General features: G+C 69.1%; 13 protein-coding genes. 4 read left to right on the forward strand and 9 right to left on the reverse strand.

The genetic code is table 11. From position 1 onward, the window contains the following. Positions 1–95 precede the first annotated feature (95 nt). The 3 genes from OG735_RS00140 (at position 96) to OG735_RS00150 (ending at position 4,482) form a co-directional block, all read left to right on the forward strand. Positions 96–854: a TnsA-like heteromeric transposase endonuclease subunit gene (locus OG735_RS00140; RefSeq protein ID WP_327321087.1), complete on the forward strand. Its 759-nt coding sequence runs from the start codon at positions 96–98 to the stop codon at positions 852–854. 16 nt (positions 855–870) lie between these two features. After that, positions 871–3,270, forward strand: coding sequence for a transposase (locus OG735_RS00145; protein ID WP_327321088.1), 2,400 nt, complete (start codon positions 871–873; stop codon positions 3,268–3,270). Between the two features lie 96 nt (positions 3,271–3,366). After that, positions 3,367–4,482 (forward strand): ATP-binding protein, encoded by a 1,116-nt coding sequence (locus tag OG735_RS00150; RefSeq protein ID WP_327321089.1) that lies wholly within the window; start codon positions 3,367–3,369, stop codon positions 4,480–4,482. A 244-nt stretch (positions 4,483–4,726) separates the two neighbouring features. On the opposite strand, the gene OG735_RS00155 is transcribed toward OG735_RS00150, so the two are convergent. The 4 genes from OG735_RS00155 to OG735_RS00170 all read right to left on the reverse strand — a co-directional run bounded on the left by OG735_RS00155 (position 4,727) and on the right by OG735_RS00170 (position 11,350). Continuing rightward, a complete protein-coding gene (locus tag OG735_RS00155; protein ID WP_327321090.1) occupies positions 4,727–6,250 on the reverse strand; it encodes a UvrD-helicase domain-containing protein in 1,524 nt (507 codons plus the stop codon). A gap of 237 nt (positions 6,251–6,487) precedes the next feature. After that, positions 6,488–8,317 carry an ATP-dependent helicase gene (locus OG735_RS00160; protein ID WP_327321091.1) on the reverse strand — a complete coding sequence of 610 codons (1,830 nt, stop codon included), beginning with the start codon at positions 8,315–8,317 and terminating at the stop codon, positions 6,488–6,490. Further along, complete coding sequence (locus tag OG735_RS00165; protein WP_327321092.1) at positions 8,314–10,356, reverse strand: ATP-dependent nuclease; 2,043 nt, start codon at positions 10,354–10,356, stop codon at positions 8,314–8,316. Before OG735_RS00165 ends, OG735_RS00160 begins: the two co-directional genes overlap by 4 nt. Before the next feature lie 253 nt (positions 10,357–10,609). After that, on the reverse strand, positions 10,610–11,350 hold the full coding sequence (locus tag OG735_RS00170; protein ID WP_327328163.1) for a cation:proton antiporter domain-containing protein: 741 nt from the start codon (positions 11,348–11,350) through the stop codon (positions 10,610–10,612). A 35-nt stretch (positions 11,351–11,385) separates the two neighbouring features. On the opposite strand from OG735_RS00170, the gene OG735_RS00175 reads away from it, so the two are divergent. Continuing rightward, positions 11,386–11,517, forward strand: a complete 132-nt coding sequence (locus tag OG735_RS00175) for a hypothetical protein (RefSeq protein ID WP_327321093.1) — start codon at positions 11,386–11,388, stop codon at positions 11,515–11,517. Positions 11,518–11,541: 24 nt separating this feature from the next. Here the strand turns inward: OG735_RS00175 and OG735_RS00180 are convergent, their stop codons facing one another. The 5 genes from OG735_RS00180 to OG735_RS00200 all read right to left on the reverse strand — a co-directional run bounded on the left by OG735_RS00180 (position 11,542) and on the right by OG735_RS00200 (position 18,171). Further along, entirely contained in the window at positions 11,542–12,594 is a 1,053-nt protein-coding gene (locus OG735_RS00180) for a hypothetical protein (RefSeq protein WP_327321094.1), read from the reverse strand. 250 nt (positions 12,595–12,844) lie between these two features. Continuing rightward, positions 12,845–15,061 carry a DUF262 domain-containing protein gene (locus OG735_RS00185; RefSeq protein ID WP_327321095.1) on the reverse strand — a complete coding sequence of 739 codons (2,217 nt, stop codon included), beginning with the start codon at positions 15,059–15,061 and terminating at the stop codon, positions 12,845–12,847. A 222-nt stretch (positions 15,062–15,283) separates the two neighbouring features. Next, positions 15,284–16,240 (reverse strand): hypothetical protein, encoded by a 957-nt coding sequence (locus OG735_RS00190; RefSeq protein WP_327321097.1) that lies wholly within the window; start codon positions 16,238–16,240, stop codon positions 15,284–15,286. Positions 16,241–16,539: 299 nt separating this feature from the next. Then, the gene (locus OG735_RS00195; protein WP_327321098.1) at positions 16,540–17,283 is read right to left on the reverse strand and encodes a hypothetical protein; all 744 of its coding nucleotides are present in this window, start codon (positions 17,281–17,283) and stop codon (positions 16,540–16,542) included. Positions 17,284–17,430: 147 nt separating this feature from the next. Then, positions 17,431–18,171, reverse strand: coding sequence for a hypothetical protein (locus OG735_RS00200; protein ID WP_327321099.1), 741 nt, complete (start codon positions 18,169–18,171; stop codon positions 17,431–17,433). Positions 18,172–18,224: the final 53 nt, after the last annotated feature.

The raw sequence follows: 18,224 nt of genomic DNA on the forward strand, positions 1-18,224 counted from the left end.
GGCCGACTGGCACACGCTCAGGGACTGGAGCTGGAGGAGTTGCCGGCCGGAGGGGTGTGCGGGGCCATGCGACGGCGCGGCAGGGGGTGGGTGGCGTGAGCGGGGTGGAGGCCCCCGGCTGCCTGCTGGAAGGTGAGGCGGTGCCGGGGGCGGGGCAGGGGGTCGTGGCTATGTACCGCGAGCCGTACGGGCCGGTGCACTCGTGCAGCGCGGCCGGGCTGCACGGGGTGGCGCTGGAGGAGTTCGGGCCGGTGAGTGAGCCGGTGCCCTACCGGGGCCGCAAGGGCATCATCACCTACTGGCCGGTGGCGACCCGGGAGCAGACCGTGGTGTGCAGCAGCCTGCGGCAGTGGCGGCTGGCGGTGGAGCTGGACTTCGATCCGGCCTGGGCAGCGTTCAGCGCCGGCCCGGTGGAACTGCGGTGGCGGGCGGGAGGCCGCCTTCGCCGGTGGCGCCCGGATTTCCTGGCGCGCACGGCCGATGGCATGCGTGAGGTGCTGGTGCTGAAGCCGCTTGAGCAGGAGAGCCTGCCCGCGGCGAGGCTTCAGGTGCTCGAGGAGGTGGCGTGGGCGGCCGGGTGGCGGGTGCGGCAGGTGCGTGAGCCGTCAGGGCTGCGCGGGCGCAACCTGGGATGGCTGGCCGGCTACCGGTTCCCCGCGGGTGACGAGGACGGCCAGGCGTGGGCGCTGCTGGAGGCGTTCAGGCAGCCGGCGGGTCTGCGAGCGGGGGTGGCGGCGAGCGGGCTGGACGAGTTGACGGGGCTGGACCTCGCTTACCGGATGCTCTGGCAGCGGCGGCTGCTGTTCGACGTCGCGCAGCCGCTGCTGCCCGATGCCTTGGCCTGGACGGCCTGAAGGACCGGAGGGGCGCATGGCGGGAACAGGTGAGGGCCGGTTTTCGGAGTCGCTGTCCACCGGGGCGCGGGTGCGCTGGCAGGAGCGCGAGTGGGAAGTGGTGGAATGGCAAGGGTCGCAGGTCACGCTGGTGGAGCAGGGCGGCGGGGAGGTGCCCCGGGCGGTGTCGTACCGGTGGCTGGTGGGCGCGGAGGACTTCGCCGTCGTCAGCGGCGGTGCGGCGCAGGTCGCCGGCGGCGCGGCCCTTGGCGGGTGGGGTCGGCAGGAGGGGCGGGAGGAGGAGACCGGGCTGTGGCAGGCGCGCATGGTGGAGATCGACACCGGTCTGGCACCGGGCCGAAGTGAGCATGCGCGGGGATTCGGGCCGGAAACGACGCTGGCCCAGCGGTGCGCCGCAATGTCGGCGCGGCTGGTCGCCGACGGCATCCGCTGCTCCGCCCACACCCTCGCCGACAAGCGGCGCAAATGGAAAGCGGCCGGGGAGAACCCAGCCGTCCTGCTGCCCGCGACGCGGGACAAACGGCCGGGGGGCTTCACCGACCCGCGGTGCCTGACCGCCATGCAGGAGGTAGTGGCCCGGCGCGCACACGAGTCGGACGTGACCATCGACCTGATCCGCGAGGAGGTCGAGGACCTGCTGCACTCGCGCTATGCCACCGAACTCGACGACCCGGCTGCCGTGGCGGCCCTGCTGCCCTCCCGTTCCACCTTCTACCTGAGGATGAAGGAGTCCGGTCTGGCCGAGGCGCTGGGCCAGCCCACGCGGGCCCGGGCCGCCCTGGCCTCCACCCCACCCCTGCCCCACGGCGGGCGCGAAGCCGTCCTGCGGCCGGGACAGGTCACCCAGGCCGACACCACACCGCTGCGGATCCTGGCCCGCGGCGACGACGGCCGGCCCACCGCCACGGAGCTGACCTCGCTGATCGACGTGGCCAACCACAGCATGTGCGCGCTGATGATCACGCCCAGCCGTCCCCAGGACACCGAGAGCGGACGGCCCGGCCAGGCGACCCGGGCGATCGACCTGACCCTGATGCTGGCGCAGGCCTTCGCACCCTGGCCGGTGATGCCCGGCTGGGACCCGCTGAGCGCGGCCGCCGCCTCCACCCTGCCCTTCGGGGCGCTGCGGGCGGCGGACGAGCGGTTCACCGAGGCCACCGCCGCCCGCCCGGTCATCCGCCCCGAACTGATCATCTACGACCAGGGCAGCCCTTATGTGAGCGAGCATTTCACCGAGGTCTGCGACCGGCTGCGCATCGCCCGCCGCCCGGCACGCAAGAGGACCCCGACCGACAAGCCGCTCGCCGAGAACTTCTTCACCACCCTCGCGCACCGCTTCAGCCAGCACGTACGGCACGGCTGGCAGGGCCGCAGCCACAAAAAACGCGGCCGCGGCATCGACCGCATGCCGCTGTTCACGATCGCCGAGCTCCAGCAGATGGCCCAGGAATGGGTGGCCTTGGAGTACCAGCAGACCCCCGATGCGGGGCTGCGCGATCCGTTCCGGCCCCACGTCGTGCTGTCCCCCAACGACATGTACGCCGTCCAGGTGGCCCGCAGCGGCTACCGGCCCATGCCGCTCTCCCCCGCCCAGAACCGCTTCTTCCTGCTGCCGCGGTGGGTCACCCCCGGCAAAGGCGGCTTCATGATCAGCTATCGGACCTATCAGCCCGTCGCGCAGGACGCCGGGCACTACCGGGAGATCCTTCTGCGCGGCGGCTCGAAGCTGCCCGGCGTAGGGGACAAATGGGAATGCCGCTTCAATCCCTACCGTCCCGAGCGGGTGTGGCTGTACGACCACACGGCCGACACCTGGGTGACCTGCGATTTCCGGCTGCGGCACCTGCTGCACGACCCGTGGACCGCGGACATGTGGCAGGAGCACGCCGAGCAGCACCGCGCTGCTGGCGGCAGCGAGCAGGACGAGGAAGCGATCGCCCTGGCGCAGCGCGACCGGCGCCGCCGCAGCCGCAGGCCGCCGCCCAAGCGCACGGGAGCCGAACCGCCCTTCCAGGGAATGGAGTTGGACACCGAGCAACCCTCCCAGGACCCCTACGCGGGCCTGGAGGAATTCGACCTGTCCACCCTGCGGCCCCGCCCGGCGCTGCCCATCTCCCCCATGGCGCCCCCGCCGGTGGCCGCCCCGGCAGCCCTGCCCGCAGGGGCGGCCACCGGCGGAGAACAGGAAGGCGGGCAGGCTCCGCACCCGCTCGCGGCCCTCTTCGTCGATGCCGACGCCTCCTGCGGCCCGCCCGACACCTCCGTCGCCGGGACACCGGCCGAGGCGTACGAGGTCGTCGACGCCGAACTCCTCGACGACCTCGGCTCCGGTGCGGACGGCGAGGACAGCGGCGAGGACGGCGAGGGTGTCATCGACGTGTGGGAGGTGGACATGCCTGGGGGCATGGAGCCGTGAACGACGAAGGCACAGGGCCGGACCGCGGGGTGCGCTCCTCGCGGTCCGGCCCTGTGGAGGGAATGAATCGGGAACCGTGTACGAGAGGGCAGCGTGATGAAAGCGACCGTAGAGCTGCGCGACAAGCGCGAGGCGCGCCTGCGCCAGCAGCTCAAAGAGACCCCGATGCGGCCTCTGCCGCTGTTCCAGGTCACCGGCTGGACTCACTTCGTCGACGAGGAAGTGGAACCGCCCGTGCGGGCGGGCAGCAGCCCTGGCCCGGACAGGCGCACAGACGAGCAGTCCATCGCCTACCACCGGCATCTGCGGATGGTGCCCACCGACGCGATGACCCACATGCAGGAGACGGTCGTCGAGGCGGTCCACGGCAACAGCGGTCGTCGTGACGGGCTGGTGGACCATGTCATCGACGGGCCCGCCGGCACCGGCAAGACCTGCCTGCTGCGGGCGACGGGACGCGCCGCCCAGCAGGAGATCGAAGCCGGCACGGGCGGCAGGCGCCAGAACACGATCCCGGTGGTGCACATCACCGCCCCCGCGGACCCGGAGCAGAGAGTGAACTGGGTCTGGGAGATCGCCTCCTATCTGGGCCTGCAACCCGAGCCGAAGAGCCTCGCCGAAGTCCTGGAGATGCGCCGCAACCCCGACCTGACCCTGCCGGTCAACTACGTCCTGGAGACGGCACAGACCCGTCTGCTGCTCATCGACGACATCAACCGCGCCTCGCCGCAGCACCTGGCGAACGTACTGCCCTACTTCGAGTATCTGCGCGACAAGCTGGGCATCTCGCTCGTCTTCTGCGGCACCGGAGCCAGCCACCTCCTGCACCAGGCCCGCATCCTGGCCGGAGACCTGACCCGGGTCAGCGAGGAGAACCGGGTACGGCTTGAGCGGGCGGACCGCCCGGCGACGCCCGCCTCGCCCTCCCCCACCGCGCTGCTGCCGGTGACCTGGCTGCACCCCCTGCCCCTGAACACCGAGGACGACACGACCTTCCGGGAAGTGCTGATGGGCTTCGAGGACGACCTGAGCCTGTACCGACTCGAGGAACACGCCCTGAGCCAGCACGCCGTCGAACTGCACCGGCGCACCGGCGGCTACTTCAAAGCCCTCGCCTACGCCGTCTCCACCGCAGCCGTCATCGCGATCCGCAGCGGCAGCGAGAACATCACCATGAAAGAAATCGACGCCGCAACAGCCCAGCTCGGCTGAACCGCCCCGTGCCGCTCCCGTAGATGCCAGCAGGCCGGGCCAGTACGTCTTCTGAGCCTCTGCACCACCCGCCGCCGACGGCGTCGAATTATCTGCGGCAGGCAAGCGCCGCGCGAGGTGAGCGCGGTGAGGCCACCGGCTCACGACGCAACGCCATTGTCAGTGGTGGGCTTTACGGTGCATTCGTGGATATCGAAGCCTTTGCGTAGACCGGCCGTGTACGACGGACCGACTGTCACTTCGGCTAGGGGCCCAGCAGGTCCCAGGGCGACGGTGATCCTGGGTGCTGGGGCGGGCGCTTGCCCCCGGGGTTGCCGTCGGGGTGCTGATTGATCCAGGACAGGCCGCCGAGGTCGAGTTGGTGGCGGGCACGGGTGACGGCGACGTAAGCGAGGCGGGCCTCTGCGTCGTCGATGTCGCCGGGCAGCGGGTCGCCGTTCTCATCGGTCTCTTCGGAGGGTTCGGTGAAGTCCTCGCCGATGCGGACGGAGGCCCATTCGCGGCCCTTGGCCTTGTGAGCGGTGGAGACGACGATCTCGGCGCCCTGCTCGACGGCGAGTCTGTCCACCGCATTGAGGATGACGTCGACACCGTGTTCGTCAACGAGGTCGACCAGCGGCAGGAGATCCCGTCCGGAGGGGTCGTACTCGGCGTACTCCTGGAGTTCGCCCCAGGAGTCGAACAGGATCAGTTCGGGATGGGTGCTGCGTTTGCCGGCTTTCAGGTCGCGGGCCGCCCTCGCCAGCGCCCGCAGGGACTCTCCGCCACCGACCAGGGCGACGCGGCGGCCCTCGTCGAGCAGACGCATGACTTCGAGCATCGCGCCGACATTGGAGCGGCACAGGATCGCGTCCGGCTGCTCGACACGCTCCAGCCGGGTGTTGATCGCAGCCGTGCCGGCCAGGCGGATCGGGGCGTCCACGATGCCCAGCCACCGGTTGGCCTCCGCGGCGAGCGCGGGCCCGAAGCGGAACGACTGGGACAGTGCGCGCTCGGTGCCCTCGAAGCCGCTCATCACGTCCCGCGCGCCGCGCCAGCCGTAGATCGCCTGGGCGGAGTCCCCGACCATCACCAACTGGGTATGGTCACGCTGGTCGTTGAAGACCTTCTCGACCACGGGATTGGTGTCCTGGGCCTCGTCCAAGAGCAGGAAGTCCGCGGTAATACGCGGCTGGGTGAGGGCCCAGTGCTTGAGGTAGTGGTCGTGGTCGAAGCGGACCACGCCTTCCTCGGGGTTCTGCAGATCCGTCCATGCCCGGTTCGCGTATGGCAGGACGAGGTCGACGAGCTGGGCGTGGAGGTGTTCGGCCTCGATGCCGCGCAGACGCGGGACGTGGTAGCGCTGGATGGTGGAGTCCGCGGACTGGCAGAAGCGGGTGACGGTCCGTAGCACGGTGTAGGACAGGGCCTTGTTGGTGACGTTGCGCTCGCCGATACGGACGCGCATGTTGATGTTGATGCCCAGGGCCGTGCCGGTCTTCCACCCCGGGACGCGGGGCGCGTCCATCCGGTTCTTGAAGCGGTGACCGACTGCGGCGTATGCGAGCGCGTGCATCGTCTTGCACAGCACGTTGCCCGGGAACTTGCTGGAGGCCTCGGTGGCGATGGCCTTGTTGAAGGCGATGTACCGGCCCCGCTTGCCGGTGCTGGCGGCGATCATCGACAGGGTCGTCGTCTTGCCCGTTCCGGCGCCGGCCTGCAGGACCAGGTGGTCCCCGCGCCGGAAGGCGTCGATGGCGCCGCTCTGCTCGGCAGTGGGTAGGGGCACGGTGCTCCTCAAAGGGTGAGTGCGGCTTCACAGCGCAATCGCAAGGTGACACACCGAGACATCCGCTGTCCGGCGATCACCGGATCCGCACCCGCAGTTCGGGGAACAGCCAGACGGCGGACCGGTTCGCGGTGGCGGCGGTTACCAGCGCCAGCGCAGGCCGTGCTGGAAGGAAGCGGCCCGGGCGGCTGCTTACGCAGCCGTCAGCCGATTCGTCTGAGAGGCGGTCGGGGGTCGTCAGGGCGCTGTGGGCGGGGGCGGCGCGGTCTCGGTCTGGTACTCGATGTTGTGCGCGTCCAGCAGGGCGGTGATGTCGCCGTGCTTGGAGTAGGGGTAGGTCAGCGCCAGCAGGCGTCGGGCGCGGGTAATGGCGACGTAGTAGACGCGCAGCAGTTCACTGGATGCGGTGTCGGTCGACGGACTGGTCCAGGCGTCGATCAGTTCGGTGATGTCCTGCGGTTTGGGGAGATGGACGAGGACGGCCTCGGCTTCGCTGCCCTTGGCCTGATGGATGCTGGAACTGCGCATCGGCCGGGCGGCGGATGCGGCCTCGTCCGTCTGCTCCGGGAGTCCGATCAGTGAGCGGATGGGCTTGTCGAGGTCGGCCGTGGCCAGGGACAGGAGTTTGGGCGGGGTGGGCGCGACGGCCGGAGCGGGAGGCGTCTGGTCTTGCAGGACGAGGCGGGCCTGTTTGCGCCACTGACGTGCCGGCGCTTCATCCACGGCCGGCAGTGCGTGCAGGAAGGCTGCCGCGCGCCGGCGCAGGAGCGCAGGGGTGAGGCCGTACTGGGTGAGAAGTTCCGTGAGGGTGCCGAGTTCGTCGGGATACCAGTACTCACGCAGGAAGGTGGTGGCCATTGCCAGAGCGTGAGCGCGTGAAGTGGGCGGGATGTCGGTGGCGGAGATGACGACGGCCGCCCAGGCCAGCGCGATGGTGTTCTGGTCCTTGGGCAGTTGCGGAGCGGGCCGGGTGCGGGCCTTGGGGACCGCGGCGTTGCGGTAGGCCAGGGCCAGGCAGTCGGCGGCCCCGATGCCCTCCTGGGCGGCCCACGCGGTGAACGCTTCGCCGGCGTCGGTGCTGTTGGTGAGCGCGGAGATCTGCTTGCGGTGTTTGCCGTACGGCAGCAGGAGCAGCGGCCGGGCGGCGTCGTGGTGGTCGCCGACGGCGATGTCCGGGGTGCGGCGCGCGGCGGGGCGCAGGGTGGCGGCCAACTGGCAGATGGCAGGGCTGCTGCGCCAGTTGCCGGTGAGTTCGAGGTGGTCGCCAATGGCTTGGGTGAACTGGTGGAGGTCTTCGGGGCGGGCGTCGTTCCACTCGTAGATGCCCTGGTCGGTGTCGGCGACGATCACCAGCGGGATGCCGGCTCGGTACAGGCGGGTCAGGATGGCCAGGTCGAGTGCGGAGCAGTCCTGTGCCTCATCGACGATGATCTCGAAGAAGCGGTGTGCAAGCAGGGCGGTACAGGCGGTGTAGTCGGCGTGCTGCAGTGCTGCGATGCGTACCTCGAGCCCGGTCATGTAGCCGTTCGTCTGCCACAGCCGCTCGCGGGCCGTCCTGGCCCGGGCCAGGTAGTCGTCCTCGGTCAGCTGGGAGTTGTGCAGGTACTGGCCGGAGGTGGGCCAGGCGACGCTGGTGTGCTGGGTTGCGGGGTCGTAGCGGAAGTCGAAGGCGGGCATGGGGACTTTGCGCGGGCCGACGATGGCGCCGGGAACGTGGTCCCAGGACAGGACGTGCTGCCAGGGCGCGTCGGCGGGCAGGAAGGGCCGGACCAGGTAGCGCCACAGGAAGCTGTCGAAGGTGCCGATGTAGTGCGGGAAGACCGTCAGGTCGGTGCGGCCGCCCTGGCCCGTGCAGCGTTCGCGCAGTTCGTCGGCGGCGACGTTGGTGAAGGACAGCAGAGCGCGCCCGGTGCGCCGCCGCCCGGGCGGGGTGTTGCAGTGGCGGTCGACCAGGACCCGGGTCTTGCCGGCGCCGGGGCAGGCGCGGACGAAGAGGGGGGCTGGGGCATGGACCGCCTGCTGTTGCTGGTCGCGGGCCTGGTCACGCCGTTCCTCGAGGTCGCTCATGCGGTCGCCTCGTCCACTCCCGCGATCCAGCGGATGGCACCGGCCAGATGCTCGGGCACCGTGAACCCGCCCGGCTTCCGGGTGAGACGGTCTGCCAGGCGGTAGGCGAAATCCCCCTTGGGCAGGCCGATTTCGGACGTGAAAAGGGCGCCGAACGCGGCCGCCCGTTCGCCGGACGTGGTGGCCTCCTCGATCGGTTTCCAGCGGTGCTGGGAACGCGGGCGCAGGTCGAAGAACGTCTCGGCGAGGACCGTCTGGTTGGTCTCCGGGCGCATCAGCTCGGGTTCCAGGGTGGGTTTGCTCTCGGCGATGTGGAACGCCGCGTCGGGCACGTCCCACGCGCGAAGGCTGTCGTGGAGATACAAGGCGCGGTTGAAGCCGACTTCCGGCTCCTCGTCGCTTCCGGTGCTGTCGGCGGCCGGCTCGGAGACAGTGCCGGTCGTTCCTGCTGCGTGCGTCGAGGCGGTCTCGGCGTCCGGCTGGTCCCGGTCGTCCTGTTCCGGCGGGGTCTTCTTCTTGCGAGGGTCCTGGTCGGTGATCAGCACGACCCGGTCTGCGATCCGTATGCCGCCTACCCCTGAGAGCAGGGCTCGCATGTATGGCTTGAAGTCCACCCCGTCGACCGCAACGATGCAGGTGCCACGAAAGACGGCCTTGGCCCTGGGCTGCTCCTCCGGCGGCAGCGCGGACAGGACGAGCTCGGCGAAGGCGGGCATCAGCAGTGCCTCGGCCAGACCCTCGACAAGGATCACCCGGGTACCGAAGAGCATGGCGCTCTTGGTGATGTCGAGGTAGCGGTCGAGTTTGGCGGCCTCGTGCTTGGCGAAGGGAATCTTCGCCACCGAAATGGCGGCCGTGGTGAACGCGAAGCCGGCCGGCTTCTCTTCCGCCTCTGTGTCGGCGTCAGCGCTGGCGGTGGTGGTAGCACGGTCCGCCTCGGCCGGAGCGGTTGCTGGCGTGGTGTGGGTGAGGGTGCGGCAGCGTTTGAGGACCACCAGGTCCTCGACCGTGGTGGCCGCGGCCAGTACCGGCGAATGGGTGGTGATGACGACCTGGATGCGTCCCAGGGGTGCTCCCCCGTCGGGCGGCGGGGCATGCTGAGAGCGCAGGGCCTGAGCCCGCAGATGGTCCAGCAGCAGAATCTGCAACTGAGGATGGAGATGTGCCTCGGGCTCCTCCACCAGAAACAGCGTCAAATCCGCGTCCCGGGCGGCTTCCAGCTCGGCCAGCACGGTGGCGATGTACAGCAGGTTGGCGTAGCCCAGGCCGGAGCGTGAGATGTCTTCGACGGCCAGGCCTTCATCACTCATCCGGGTACGCAGCGCTCGGGCGATGGATACCAGCGTCGGGTCCGCGAACGATAGCCCCATGTGCTGGGGATGGGCCCCGGCGGTCAGCAGACCGAGCGGGTCATTGATCCTCTTGCGGGCCGCTTCGATCTTCTCGTGCCCTTCCAGGCTCCTGAAGTGGTCGGCCTGCTCCCGCTCGAAGTCTTTAATGGCGTCCTCCGCGCCAAGCTCTGCAGCGAGGATCAGCCGCAGCCGGTTCCCGGCGCTGGAAGCCAGCTCCTGCTGGGCGTTGCGCATCGGCGGCAGATATACGTGCCGGATCGCACGGCGCGCCTCCGGCTCCGGATCATCCAGCAGCCGGCCCGCCGACCACACCGGACGCTGCGGCCGGGCATCGGCAGCCGGTCGCGTGAACTGCACGGTATAGCGGACGCGATGGCCATCCGGCAGGCCCGGTCCCTCGGCCGCGGGTACCAGCGCCTGCAGATGGGTGCCGGTCTCTGCGGGCGTCAGCCCTCCGTAGACGGCGGTCAGTTCCGCACCGCTCTCCGCCCATGGATGGACGTCCTCGGCCTCCCACCACCTGCTGCGCCGGCCATCCAGCGGGTCGGTCAGCAAACGAAGCGCGTCGATGAAGTTCGACTTACCCGCGTTGTTCTCCCCCAGTACCACCGTGACGCCCTGCCGCAGCGAAACGTCCGTGTCCAGCAGTGACTTGAACCCCTTGGCCCTGACCCGCCCCAGATACAACTTCCACCCCTTATTTCCCGGGGCGGAACGTTACCGGGCCACAGGCACCCGGGCGCGGGCTTCCGCTGAAGGTGACCCCGGCCACGACGCAGAGAGACTGGCCGTCACGGTCTGGTCTAGAAACCGACGGTGGCTGACGATCGCCCGCATACCGGGCGACTGCAGTCTGGTCTTGCCGTCCGCGGCTCCAGCTACGCGTGAGACCGGGTTTCGTGCCAAGCGGCGAACCAGATCCGGCTGCCCCGTACAACAGTCACCCTTGGCCTGGTAGCTGTGGAGCGTCTTCGCGGCCGCGCAGTCGGATTTCTTCGATGTCCAGGGCGGTCTGCATCTCTCGTAGGACGGTGTCGTCGATGCGGTGTTCGTCGCGGAGTTCGATCATGGTGCGGCTTTTGTGTGCGATGACGGCCAGGCGCAGGGCGGTGTATTGCTTTGCGTGGCGTAGCGCGGGGTCTGTCTGAGTACCGTCGTCCGTGTCGTTGCTGTGTGCCTGGGCGAGGGCCAGGTGTTCTTCGCCTTCGCGGCGTACGCGGTCGACAACATCCGGGTCGGTGCTCAGGTCCGCGGCGAGGTCCGGGAGTGCTGAGAGCGCCTGCTGGGCGGCGTGTGTCCGTGCGAGGTGGTGTTCTTCCGTCACGGCGGTGTCGGTCCGCAGGCGTGCCCAGCGCACCACGGACGGCAGGACGATGCCCTGGAGGACGAGGGTGATGAGGATGACGCCTGCGGTGACGAAGACGATGGTGTCGCGGTGCGGGAAGGACTGGCCGAAGGCGAGGGTGGTGGACACGGACAGGGCCAGGGCGAGGGAGATCGCGCCGCGGAAGCCGGTGAGCGCGCTGACGACACGGGGTCGGGCGCCGACGCGGCGCTTCGCGTTGCTGGGGACGGCGGTCGAGCAGGCGGATGAGGTAGGGAGAGGTGAACAGGAACGCGAAGCGACGCCGGTGACGGCCGCGACGGTGATGCTGGCGTTGGCCAGGTCGGTGCTGGTCAGTTCCCAGGCGGCGGACTGGGCCTACGGTTGCCGCCTTGACGGTGCTGCCGGACGGCTACCGCACCGGCCTGGTCCGCCGCCGCGCCCTGGACCTGTACGAGGCGATCCCCACCCAGCGCCACCACGAGCGCTCCGTACGGGAGTTGCACAACGTCTTGGCCCTCTGACTCGGTTCTCCGGGCACGATCTCGCTATCTCTGTACGGGGCGGCCGACGGTCCACAGGTCGCCGGGGGCGCGGACGAACGCGGCGTGGGCGAGCATGTCCCGCTTCAACTGCGCAGCGGAGAGGGTATGGCCGCGCCGGGCGAGCGAGTCGCGCAGTTCGCCCGGTGTCAAGGGCCGGCCGCAGCGCGCGAGGTACCGGGCCGCGAGCTGCTCGGTGGTGGGGTAGGCCGGGGGCTCCACCACCTGGAGTGACTCACTGAGCGCCTGGTGCTCGGTCATCCCGGCATGGGCCAGCTCCAGCAGCGGCACTGTCCCCTCACCCACGCGCACCAGGCGCCGGCGCCAGTTGTCTCGGGCCAGGTAGCCGTTTTGGTAGCACCACAAGAGCATCCCGCCCACAGCGACCGTCGCGGCCAGCGGGTTGCCTCGCGCGAGGACCGCCAGGCGGTGAACGCCCGCGCCGAACAGCCGCAGTGCCCAGTCGATGGCCACCAGCGCGTTCGCCGCGGTGGCCTCCAGGCCGGCCATGCGCATCACGCTCTGGACGACGGGGATCCACTCGATGACGGCGAACCCGAAGCGGGCGAAGACGCTGTCCTCGGTGACGATGACGCACGGCCCCAGGAACTCCGCGAGTGCCATGGTGGGTGCGTCGTCCGGGTCACCCTGGTACTTCTTCGGCATCTCAAGGTCGACGTGCAGGATGCGCCGGGTGTGCGGGGACAGGTGGTCGCGGATCTCCAGGTCGACCACGCGAAGAGCAGGAAGGATCCGGGCTCCGAGGAGACGGCGTACGTCGCGTTCCGCCACCTGGTAGTCAGCTGCCAGTCGGGGCAGGTGCTTTTCGATCTCACCGGGAACGTGTGCCGCAATGTAGAGAGTTGCACGACCGGTGCCGGCCAGCGCCGTCACCTTGTCGTGCTGGTACCCGTTCTGGACCAGCCAGCAGGCGTGAGTCAGCAACGCGTTGGTGTCGAAGACCGGCAGCAGCATCGGCCGGTCCAGCACCATCGGGTTGAACGCCGATCCGGAAAGGGCCAGCAGTGGCGGTGCCGCAAAGGCACGGTCGCGCGTCATGGACCAAGTGTCACCACCGCCACTGACATCCGGGCAGAATTCTCGGGTCGGCACCAGTCCGCTCCAGCAGCCAAGCTCGTACCCCCGCATACGGAGCAGGCTGGTCTGGCCTGGAGGCCGACCCCACTCGCGCCCCCCTACTCCCCCAGCCGGTCTGCCCGCGAACGAAGACATCCGACCGTACCTGCTTCCACACGGCTGGGACCGCGCCTCGGCGGCGGGACAGCCGTCGACAGACCTGCCTGACCGGCTACAGCGCGCCGGCCGCCGCCGCGCGGTCACGGATGGTTCGCAGGCTGACGCGTACTCCGTTCTCGTCTTCGATGTGCCATTCGTTCATGCCCTGGCAGGTCTTGGTGCCCCGGGCGACGGCCCCGGCCTCGTCGACCCGGCCGTAGGGTGTGCCTCCGGTCGCAGCGAGGATGATGCCGCCGTTCGCATCGATGGTGGCCCAGTGCTCGGTGGCGCGGTAGGTGAGCACGATCCGGGTGTCGGCTATCAGAACTTGGGCGTCGATCATCCTGGCCACGTCGGTGCGTCGACCAGAAGCCGCTCTGCGCCGCGGAGGGGCCTGGCGCGGACGGGCGACCGGCTGGCCGGCATCGCGTTGCGGAGGTGCAACGGCAGCAGAGACGGGCAACCCCAAGCGTTCGGGTTTCCAGATGCATTCGAACAGGCGCAGATACAGCTCCTGCCGGGTCTCGATGACCGTGGTCATGGTCTCACTCGGCCCGAAGGCCCGCATGTGCTTGTCGAGTTGGTGTGCCTTGATGAAGTCGCGCAGCTCAGGGTTGCGGTGATCGTATTCAGGGGCCATGACGCCCAGGAGGACGTTGTTCCGGGCGTAGAGGCGGTTCTTGTCGCGGAAGGGGAGGTCATTGATGCTGGAGTTCTCTCGGCCCCTCAGCAGGCCGAGGCCACCGAGTTGGTTACGGCGGCTGCGGAAGACGACCGGGTCAGGGATGTCACCGGCGACGCGATGGTGGTGGTTGGCCCACAGGTGTTCTATGTGGAACTGGTCGCGGTCGAGGTAGGCGAGGATGTCGAAGGGCTTTTTGCAGGCCTCGTCGGCGTAAGCGGTGGCGCGAGCGAGGAGATAGCGGATCTGATGGGCGTTGTTGCCTCGCAGGCCCAGGGTGATTGCTTCGCGCACCGGGTTCCCGTTTTGCTGGGCGAGGTCGCCCAGTGTGGAGGCGACGTCGGCGACGGTGCGGCAGCCGCGCAGGAGGGGGACGAGCTCGGCGTGGACCAGGGCGTCGGCGTCGGCGGACTGGACGGGCAGATCCTGCAGGATCCGCAGGGCGTACCAGCGGTCGATGTAGGAGGCGACAAGGCGGCCCTTGTCCTTGGCGTCGGTGGGCCGGTCGTCGGGGGCGATGGCAGCGAGCACGGCGACGGACTGGACGCCGAGGCCGTTGCGCTCGTTGAACAGCACCGTCTCCAGGCGGTCGCCGTCCATCTTCAGGGTGCGGGTGGCGGCGAGGACGGGCCTGTACAGACGGGCCGTCTTCAGTAGATTCTGCACGAAGTTGAGGAAGTGGTCGGGGCGTCCCGGGGTCAGGCCGAGGTACTCCGCGTTGTGGCGTACCCACACGTTGAGGTTGGTGGTGATCTGGCGGCGGTCCTCGTCGCAGTCCTCGCGCGCGCAGCGGGCAAGGAGGTATGCCTTGATGAAGCGGGATGCCGCCTGGGGGTCATCGCGGTCGGTGGAGAGTTCCCGCAGCATCTCCTGCCACTGGGTATTCAGCTGATCTTCAGCGGAGCCGACGTTGGACAGCAGATGGCTCTTGAGGAGGTCGACGGTAGTGAGGCGGGCGCCGCGGTCATTCATCGTCTCGAACATGCGGTAGCCGTGGTCGGGGCCTGCCGCGCGGATGCCCACCAGGACCACGCGTGTCAGGAGCCATTCGGTGAAGGGGTGGAGTTTCTCGGCGTCGAGTTCCTCGGCGAGCTGGGATTCGATCTGCTGGCCGCGTGCCCACAGGTTGCGGCGGGAGAGGGAGTCCCCCGCGCCGGCCTCGTATTTGCGGCCCTCGCTGACGGCTTGCAGGACGGGGTCGTGGTCGGTGATGCCGACGCTGAAGTGCTTCCCGTCGGTCGTGATGACACGGTTGAGTTGGTCGACCGTGTGGGTATCACCGGCTTCCTGGGCCGACAGTCTCAGCTGCAAAAAGAGCAGGTGCAAAGTGACGAAGCGCTGCTGACCGTCGACGAGGAAGCGGCGCTTTTTCGACGGCTCGTGGTAGACGAAGGGGCCGAGGAAGTACTGCGGCGCGGTGTGGGGGCGGCGCCGGTACGCGGAGTCGCCCAACCAATGCTTGAACGAATCACACAAGTCCCGCAGCAGGGTGCGGACTTCTTCGTCACCCCAGGTGTAGTCACGCTGGTAGTAGTCGATCTCGTACGTCACATCGCGGAACAGCTCATTCAGGCTGAATCCCTGAGACCTGATCTCGTCCGCCCCCACGCAACCACCCCTCACCTGCCAGGCATATCCCGTCATGCTCCCAATCCGGCGCCGCGGCGTACAGACGGCGCGGGAGTCTGGTCGGCGGCGTGCAGAAACATCGGCGCAGGCGACTGTGTCGTCCCCAGCTCTGCCGGGCCGGCGGTGCTGCTGCCCATGCGGCCGCCGGCGACCGCACGACGGCGGCTGCTCCGCGGATTGCCTCTGGGTGGGCCGACCGCGTCATTGGGCCGGGGACGGTGGTGACTTGCGGCCTGCACCGGACGGGTAGTGGAAGATGTCGAGTGCCCTGGCCGGGTTCAGCAGCTCCTGCGCGATGATGGGCGGCGCGGCCAGGGTGACGATGCCCCGGATCCAGTCGGCGGATGTCGTGTAGGCCACGATCGCGGTGGTCTCCCAGAGCGACAGGGGTTCCACCACGGTGAATGCGTCTGGGTCGCTTCCAAGGGGAGGGAGCCGCACGCTGACCTCCACGGTCTCCGCGCCGGCGTGGGCGCTGTCCCCGTCGGGGAGCTGAAGCCGGGCGCTGAGGTCGTAGGCGGCACAGTCCGGACTGGTGCTGTCGGTCGAGTCCTGCCGATGCCGCCACCCCTGCCAGATCCGTGCCGACTGCGCGGTGGCTCCAACCCGCTGCAGCTCGACGGTGGCCTGGTGGAGTGTGGCCATGTTGATGATGTTCTGTTGTTCTCTGCACCGGCGTTCCACGCAGGCGACGGCGCGTTCCAGCGTGGAGCGGGCCCAGTCGTGCAGCCAGGGGTGCGCCTGCAGGCCGTGTGCAGTCTGCGACAGCTCAGTCTGCAGGGTCCGCCAGTGATCCCAGTTGAAGTTCGATCCCAGGAAGTCCGGTACGTAGTCGGGTTCTTCCCGGCTCCCTGCTTCCTCGGCCTCTTCGGCGAGAAGCTCGCAGAGTGAAACGAGGCCGACGAGAACAAGCGACAGAGTGTTGTCTGCGGAAACGGTTTCCACCCGGCAGCATCCGCACATCCGGGATGCGATGTCCGCGCCGAAGCGGGCACGACTTGCTTCCCGTGGGCGGGCGCTCGGCCGAGCACCGCACCTGCGATCGCTGTGTACGTGGGTGTGGTCCGGCCGCGTGACCACATCCATCTGCCGGCCGTAGAACCGGTCGACGGGGATGTCGTAACGACTCATCAGCCCGACGGGAATGGAATCTGCCAAGGCGCTCTGCACCTGGCCAGGCTAGGCCGCGGGGCAGTCGCGGGCAGGGGGAAGACTGCGTTGGTTCATGATCCGACCGATGCAGCGACAAGGCCGGTGTCGCTTCGTTCACGAAGAGTCGCAACGGGGCGGTCCTGCGACCGGTTTGTGGCACCCAAAGTCCAGCAGGACACGCCCCGGCCGACCGAAGGCGGGCCGGGGCGACAGCAGCGGAGTCTCCGCCGGGACGGCGACGCCGGTGGGGTAATTCGTCGATGCACCGAGGTTCGACAGCTCTTCGGTCGCCGGCTACGGCGCACCTAGAGTGTCGTCCTGTCCGGTGGCTGCAGGATCGGGTTCCAGGCGAACCAGTCCAGGTTCTCGGCGCCGAGTTCCCATGGCGACTCCAGCAACCGTTTCCGGGTTGCCTCAAGGTCCGCAGTGACGACAGCCGGAGCAGGGCCGATGCGGGTCATCAAGTCGCCCCGTACGCGCCAGAACTCCTCGTCCTCCCCGCGCAGCCGGCGCACCGCCGCTTCCACGCAGGCAGGCCATTTCGGCATACCGTAGTGGTCGTCGTGGGTCCCGATCCGGGGAGCACCGGCGAAGACGAGGAAGTCGTCCGGCGGCAGTCTCTTCTCGAAGTGCCTGACCATGCCGATGCGCTGTTTCACCTGTTTTCTGATCTCTCCGAGGAATCCCCAGCCGAAGTCCTTCAGGGTCCCCTCGCATCCCGGCCAGACCGTGTCCCGGTCCAGGACCAGGTCCTCCAGCTCATAGAGACGGAACTGGTCGTCGGAGCCCAGGATGTCGAATGCCTGCCGGGTGAGCCAGGTGTTGCGGGCGAACATCGTCCCGTCGTGCAATGCCTTGCGCCGGCCGGTCGGCCGGGAGGCATGCGCGTCCTCAATCGGGCCGTTGCGCCACACGGACAGGACGAGCCCGTGGGCCGCTGCCCACCGCAGTCCGTCCTCCGCCTCGAAGACGCCCATCTCCTCAAGGCGCTGCCGTGCCCAGTCCAGCGCATCCTGGATGTCCTCGTCCACCGGCTGCAGCTCCCCCACGATGCCCCGCTCCCCCTCTGTCTGTTTTCGTCGCTGTTCGTGTCATCCGCACGATGCGGCGCCCGCAGGAAGGGCCGGACCGTACTCGGTCTCGCCGGCACGCGCCGGTGCCGTCTGTGCCAGCCGTGGCATCCGCCGGGGCCGCTCTCAGACGGACCCGGGCTGTTGGAAGGCCGTGCCGAGCGCGCGCAGTTGAGCGCGGCGGGCCTGCATGAGTTCCTCCGGCCGCCGCAGGGCGGTGTCCAGGAGCCACACCCCGCGGCGGAACGGCTGGAAGCCGATGCTCTCCCACAATGCGGCGATCTTCTTCTTCGCCTGGAGCCGATAGGCCTCGGTGACCTGCTCGCGGTCTTCGGGGTACTCACCCATGCCGGGAAACACCGCTACCGCGCAACAGCCCCCGGACAAACGGCGGATCGCCTCGACGGCCAGCGCCGGCCCCAGTCCGAAACCCCTCCACGCCTTGTCGAGGCTGACGCGGTCGAGGATCAGCAGATCGCCGACAGGATGTGTGACCGCTTTCTCGAACGCGGCGCTGTAGCCCGTGCGTCCGGAACGGCCAAGAACGGCGGAGACAATGACCTCAAGATCGCCGGATTCGGCGTCCGCCGCCTCCCACCGGTTCTCGCCGGTGTAGTCACGCAGCCTCCACAGGATGAGGTGCCCGATCTCGGAGCCCGCGGCCGGAGCGTGGCCGCCCCCTTCTTCTTCGTCGTCTTCCCAATCCTCGTCGCCCGCTGTCCCGTAAGTGACCGCGACGTGCCAGGGTTCCAGGGTGTCCTCGGAGTCGTACGGCACTGCGGGATGTCCGTGACCGTAGCGGAGGTGAAGACGGGCGGGATCGCCCGGGAGTTCACTGACCGGCCGCTTGGGCATCGCTGATGTCATGGCGGAAAGACTAGGAGCGGGCACTGACATCCCACCGGGAAACGGTACGAACG

Origin of the sequence: Streptomyces sp. NBC_01210 (assembly GCF_036010325.1) — a bacterium.
Lineage (GTDB): Bacteria > Actinomycetota > Actinomycetes > Streptomycetales > Streptomycetaceae > Streptomyces.

Bases quoted from the DNA above. Each gene is read 5' to 3' on its own strand.
- OG735_RS00145 (WP_327321088.1), top strand. From the start codon at position 871: ATGGCGGGAACAGGTGAGGGCCGGTTTTCGGAGTCGCTGTCCACCGGG.
- OG735_RS00200 (WP_327321099.1), bottom strand. From the start codon at position 18,171: ATGACATCAGCGATGCCCAAGCGGCCGGTCAGTGAACTCCCGGGCGAT.
- OG735_RS00180 (WP_327321094.1), bottom strand. From the start codon at position 12,594: ATGACGCGCGACCGTGCCTTTGCGGCACCGCCACTGCTGGCCCTTTCC.
- OG735_RS00150 (WP_327321089.1), top strand. From the start codon at position 3,367: ATGAAAGCGACCGTAGAGCTGCGCGACAAGCGCGAGGCGCGCCTGCGC.
- OG735_RS00160 (WP_327321091.1), bottom strand. From the start codon at position 8,317: ATGAGCGACCTCGAGGAACGGCGTGACCAGGCCCGCGACCAGCAACAG.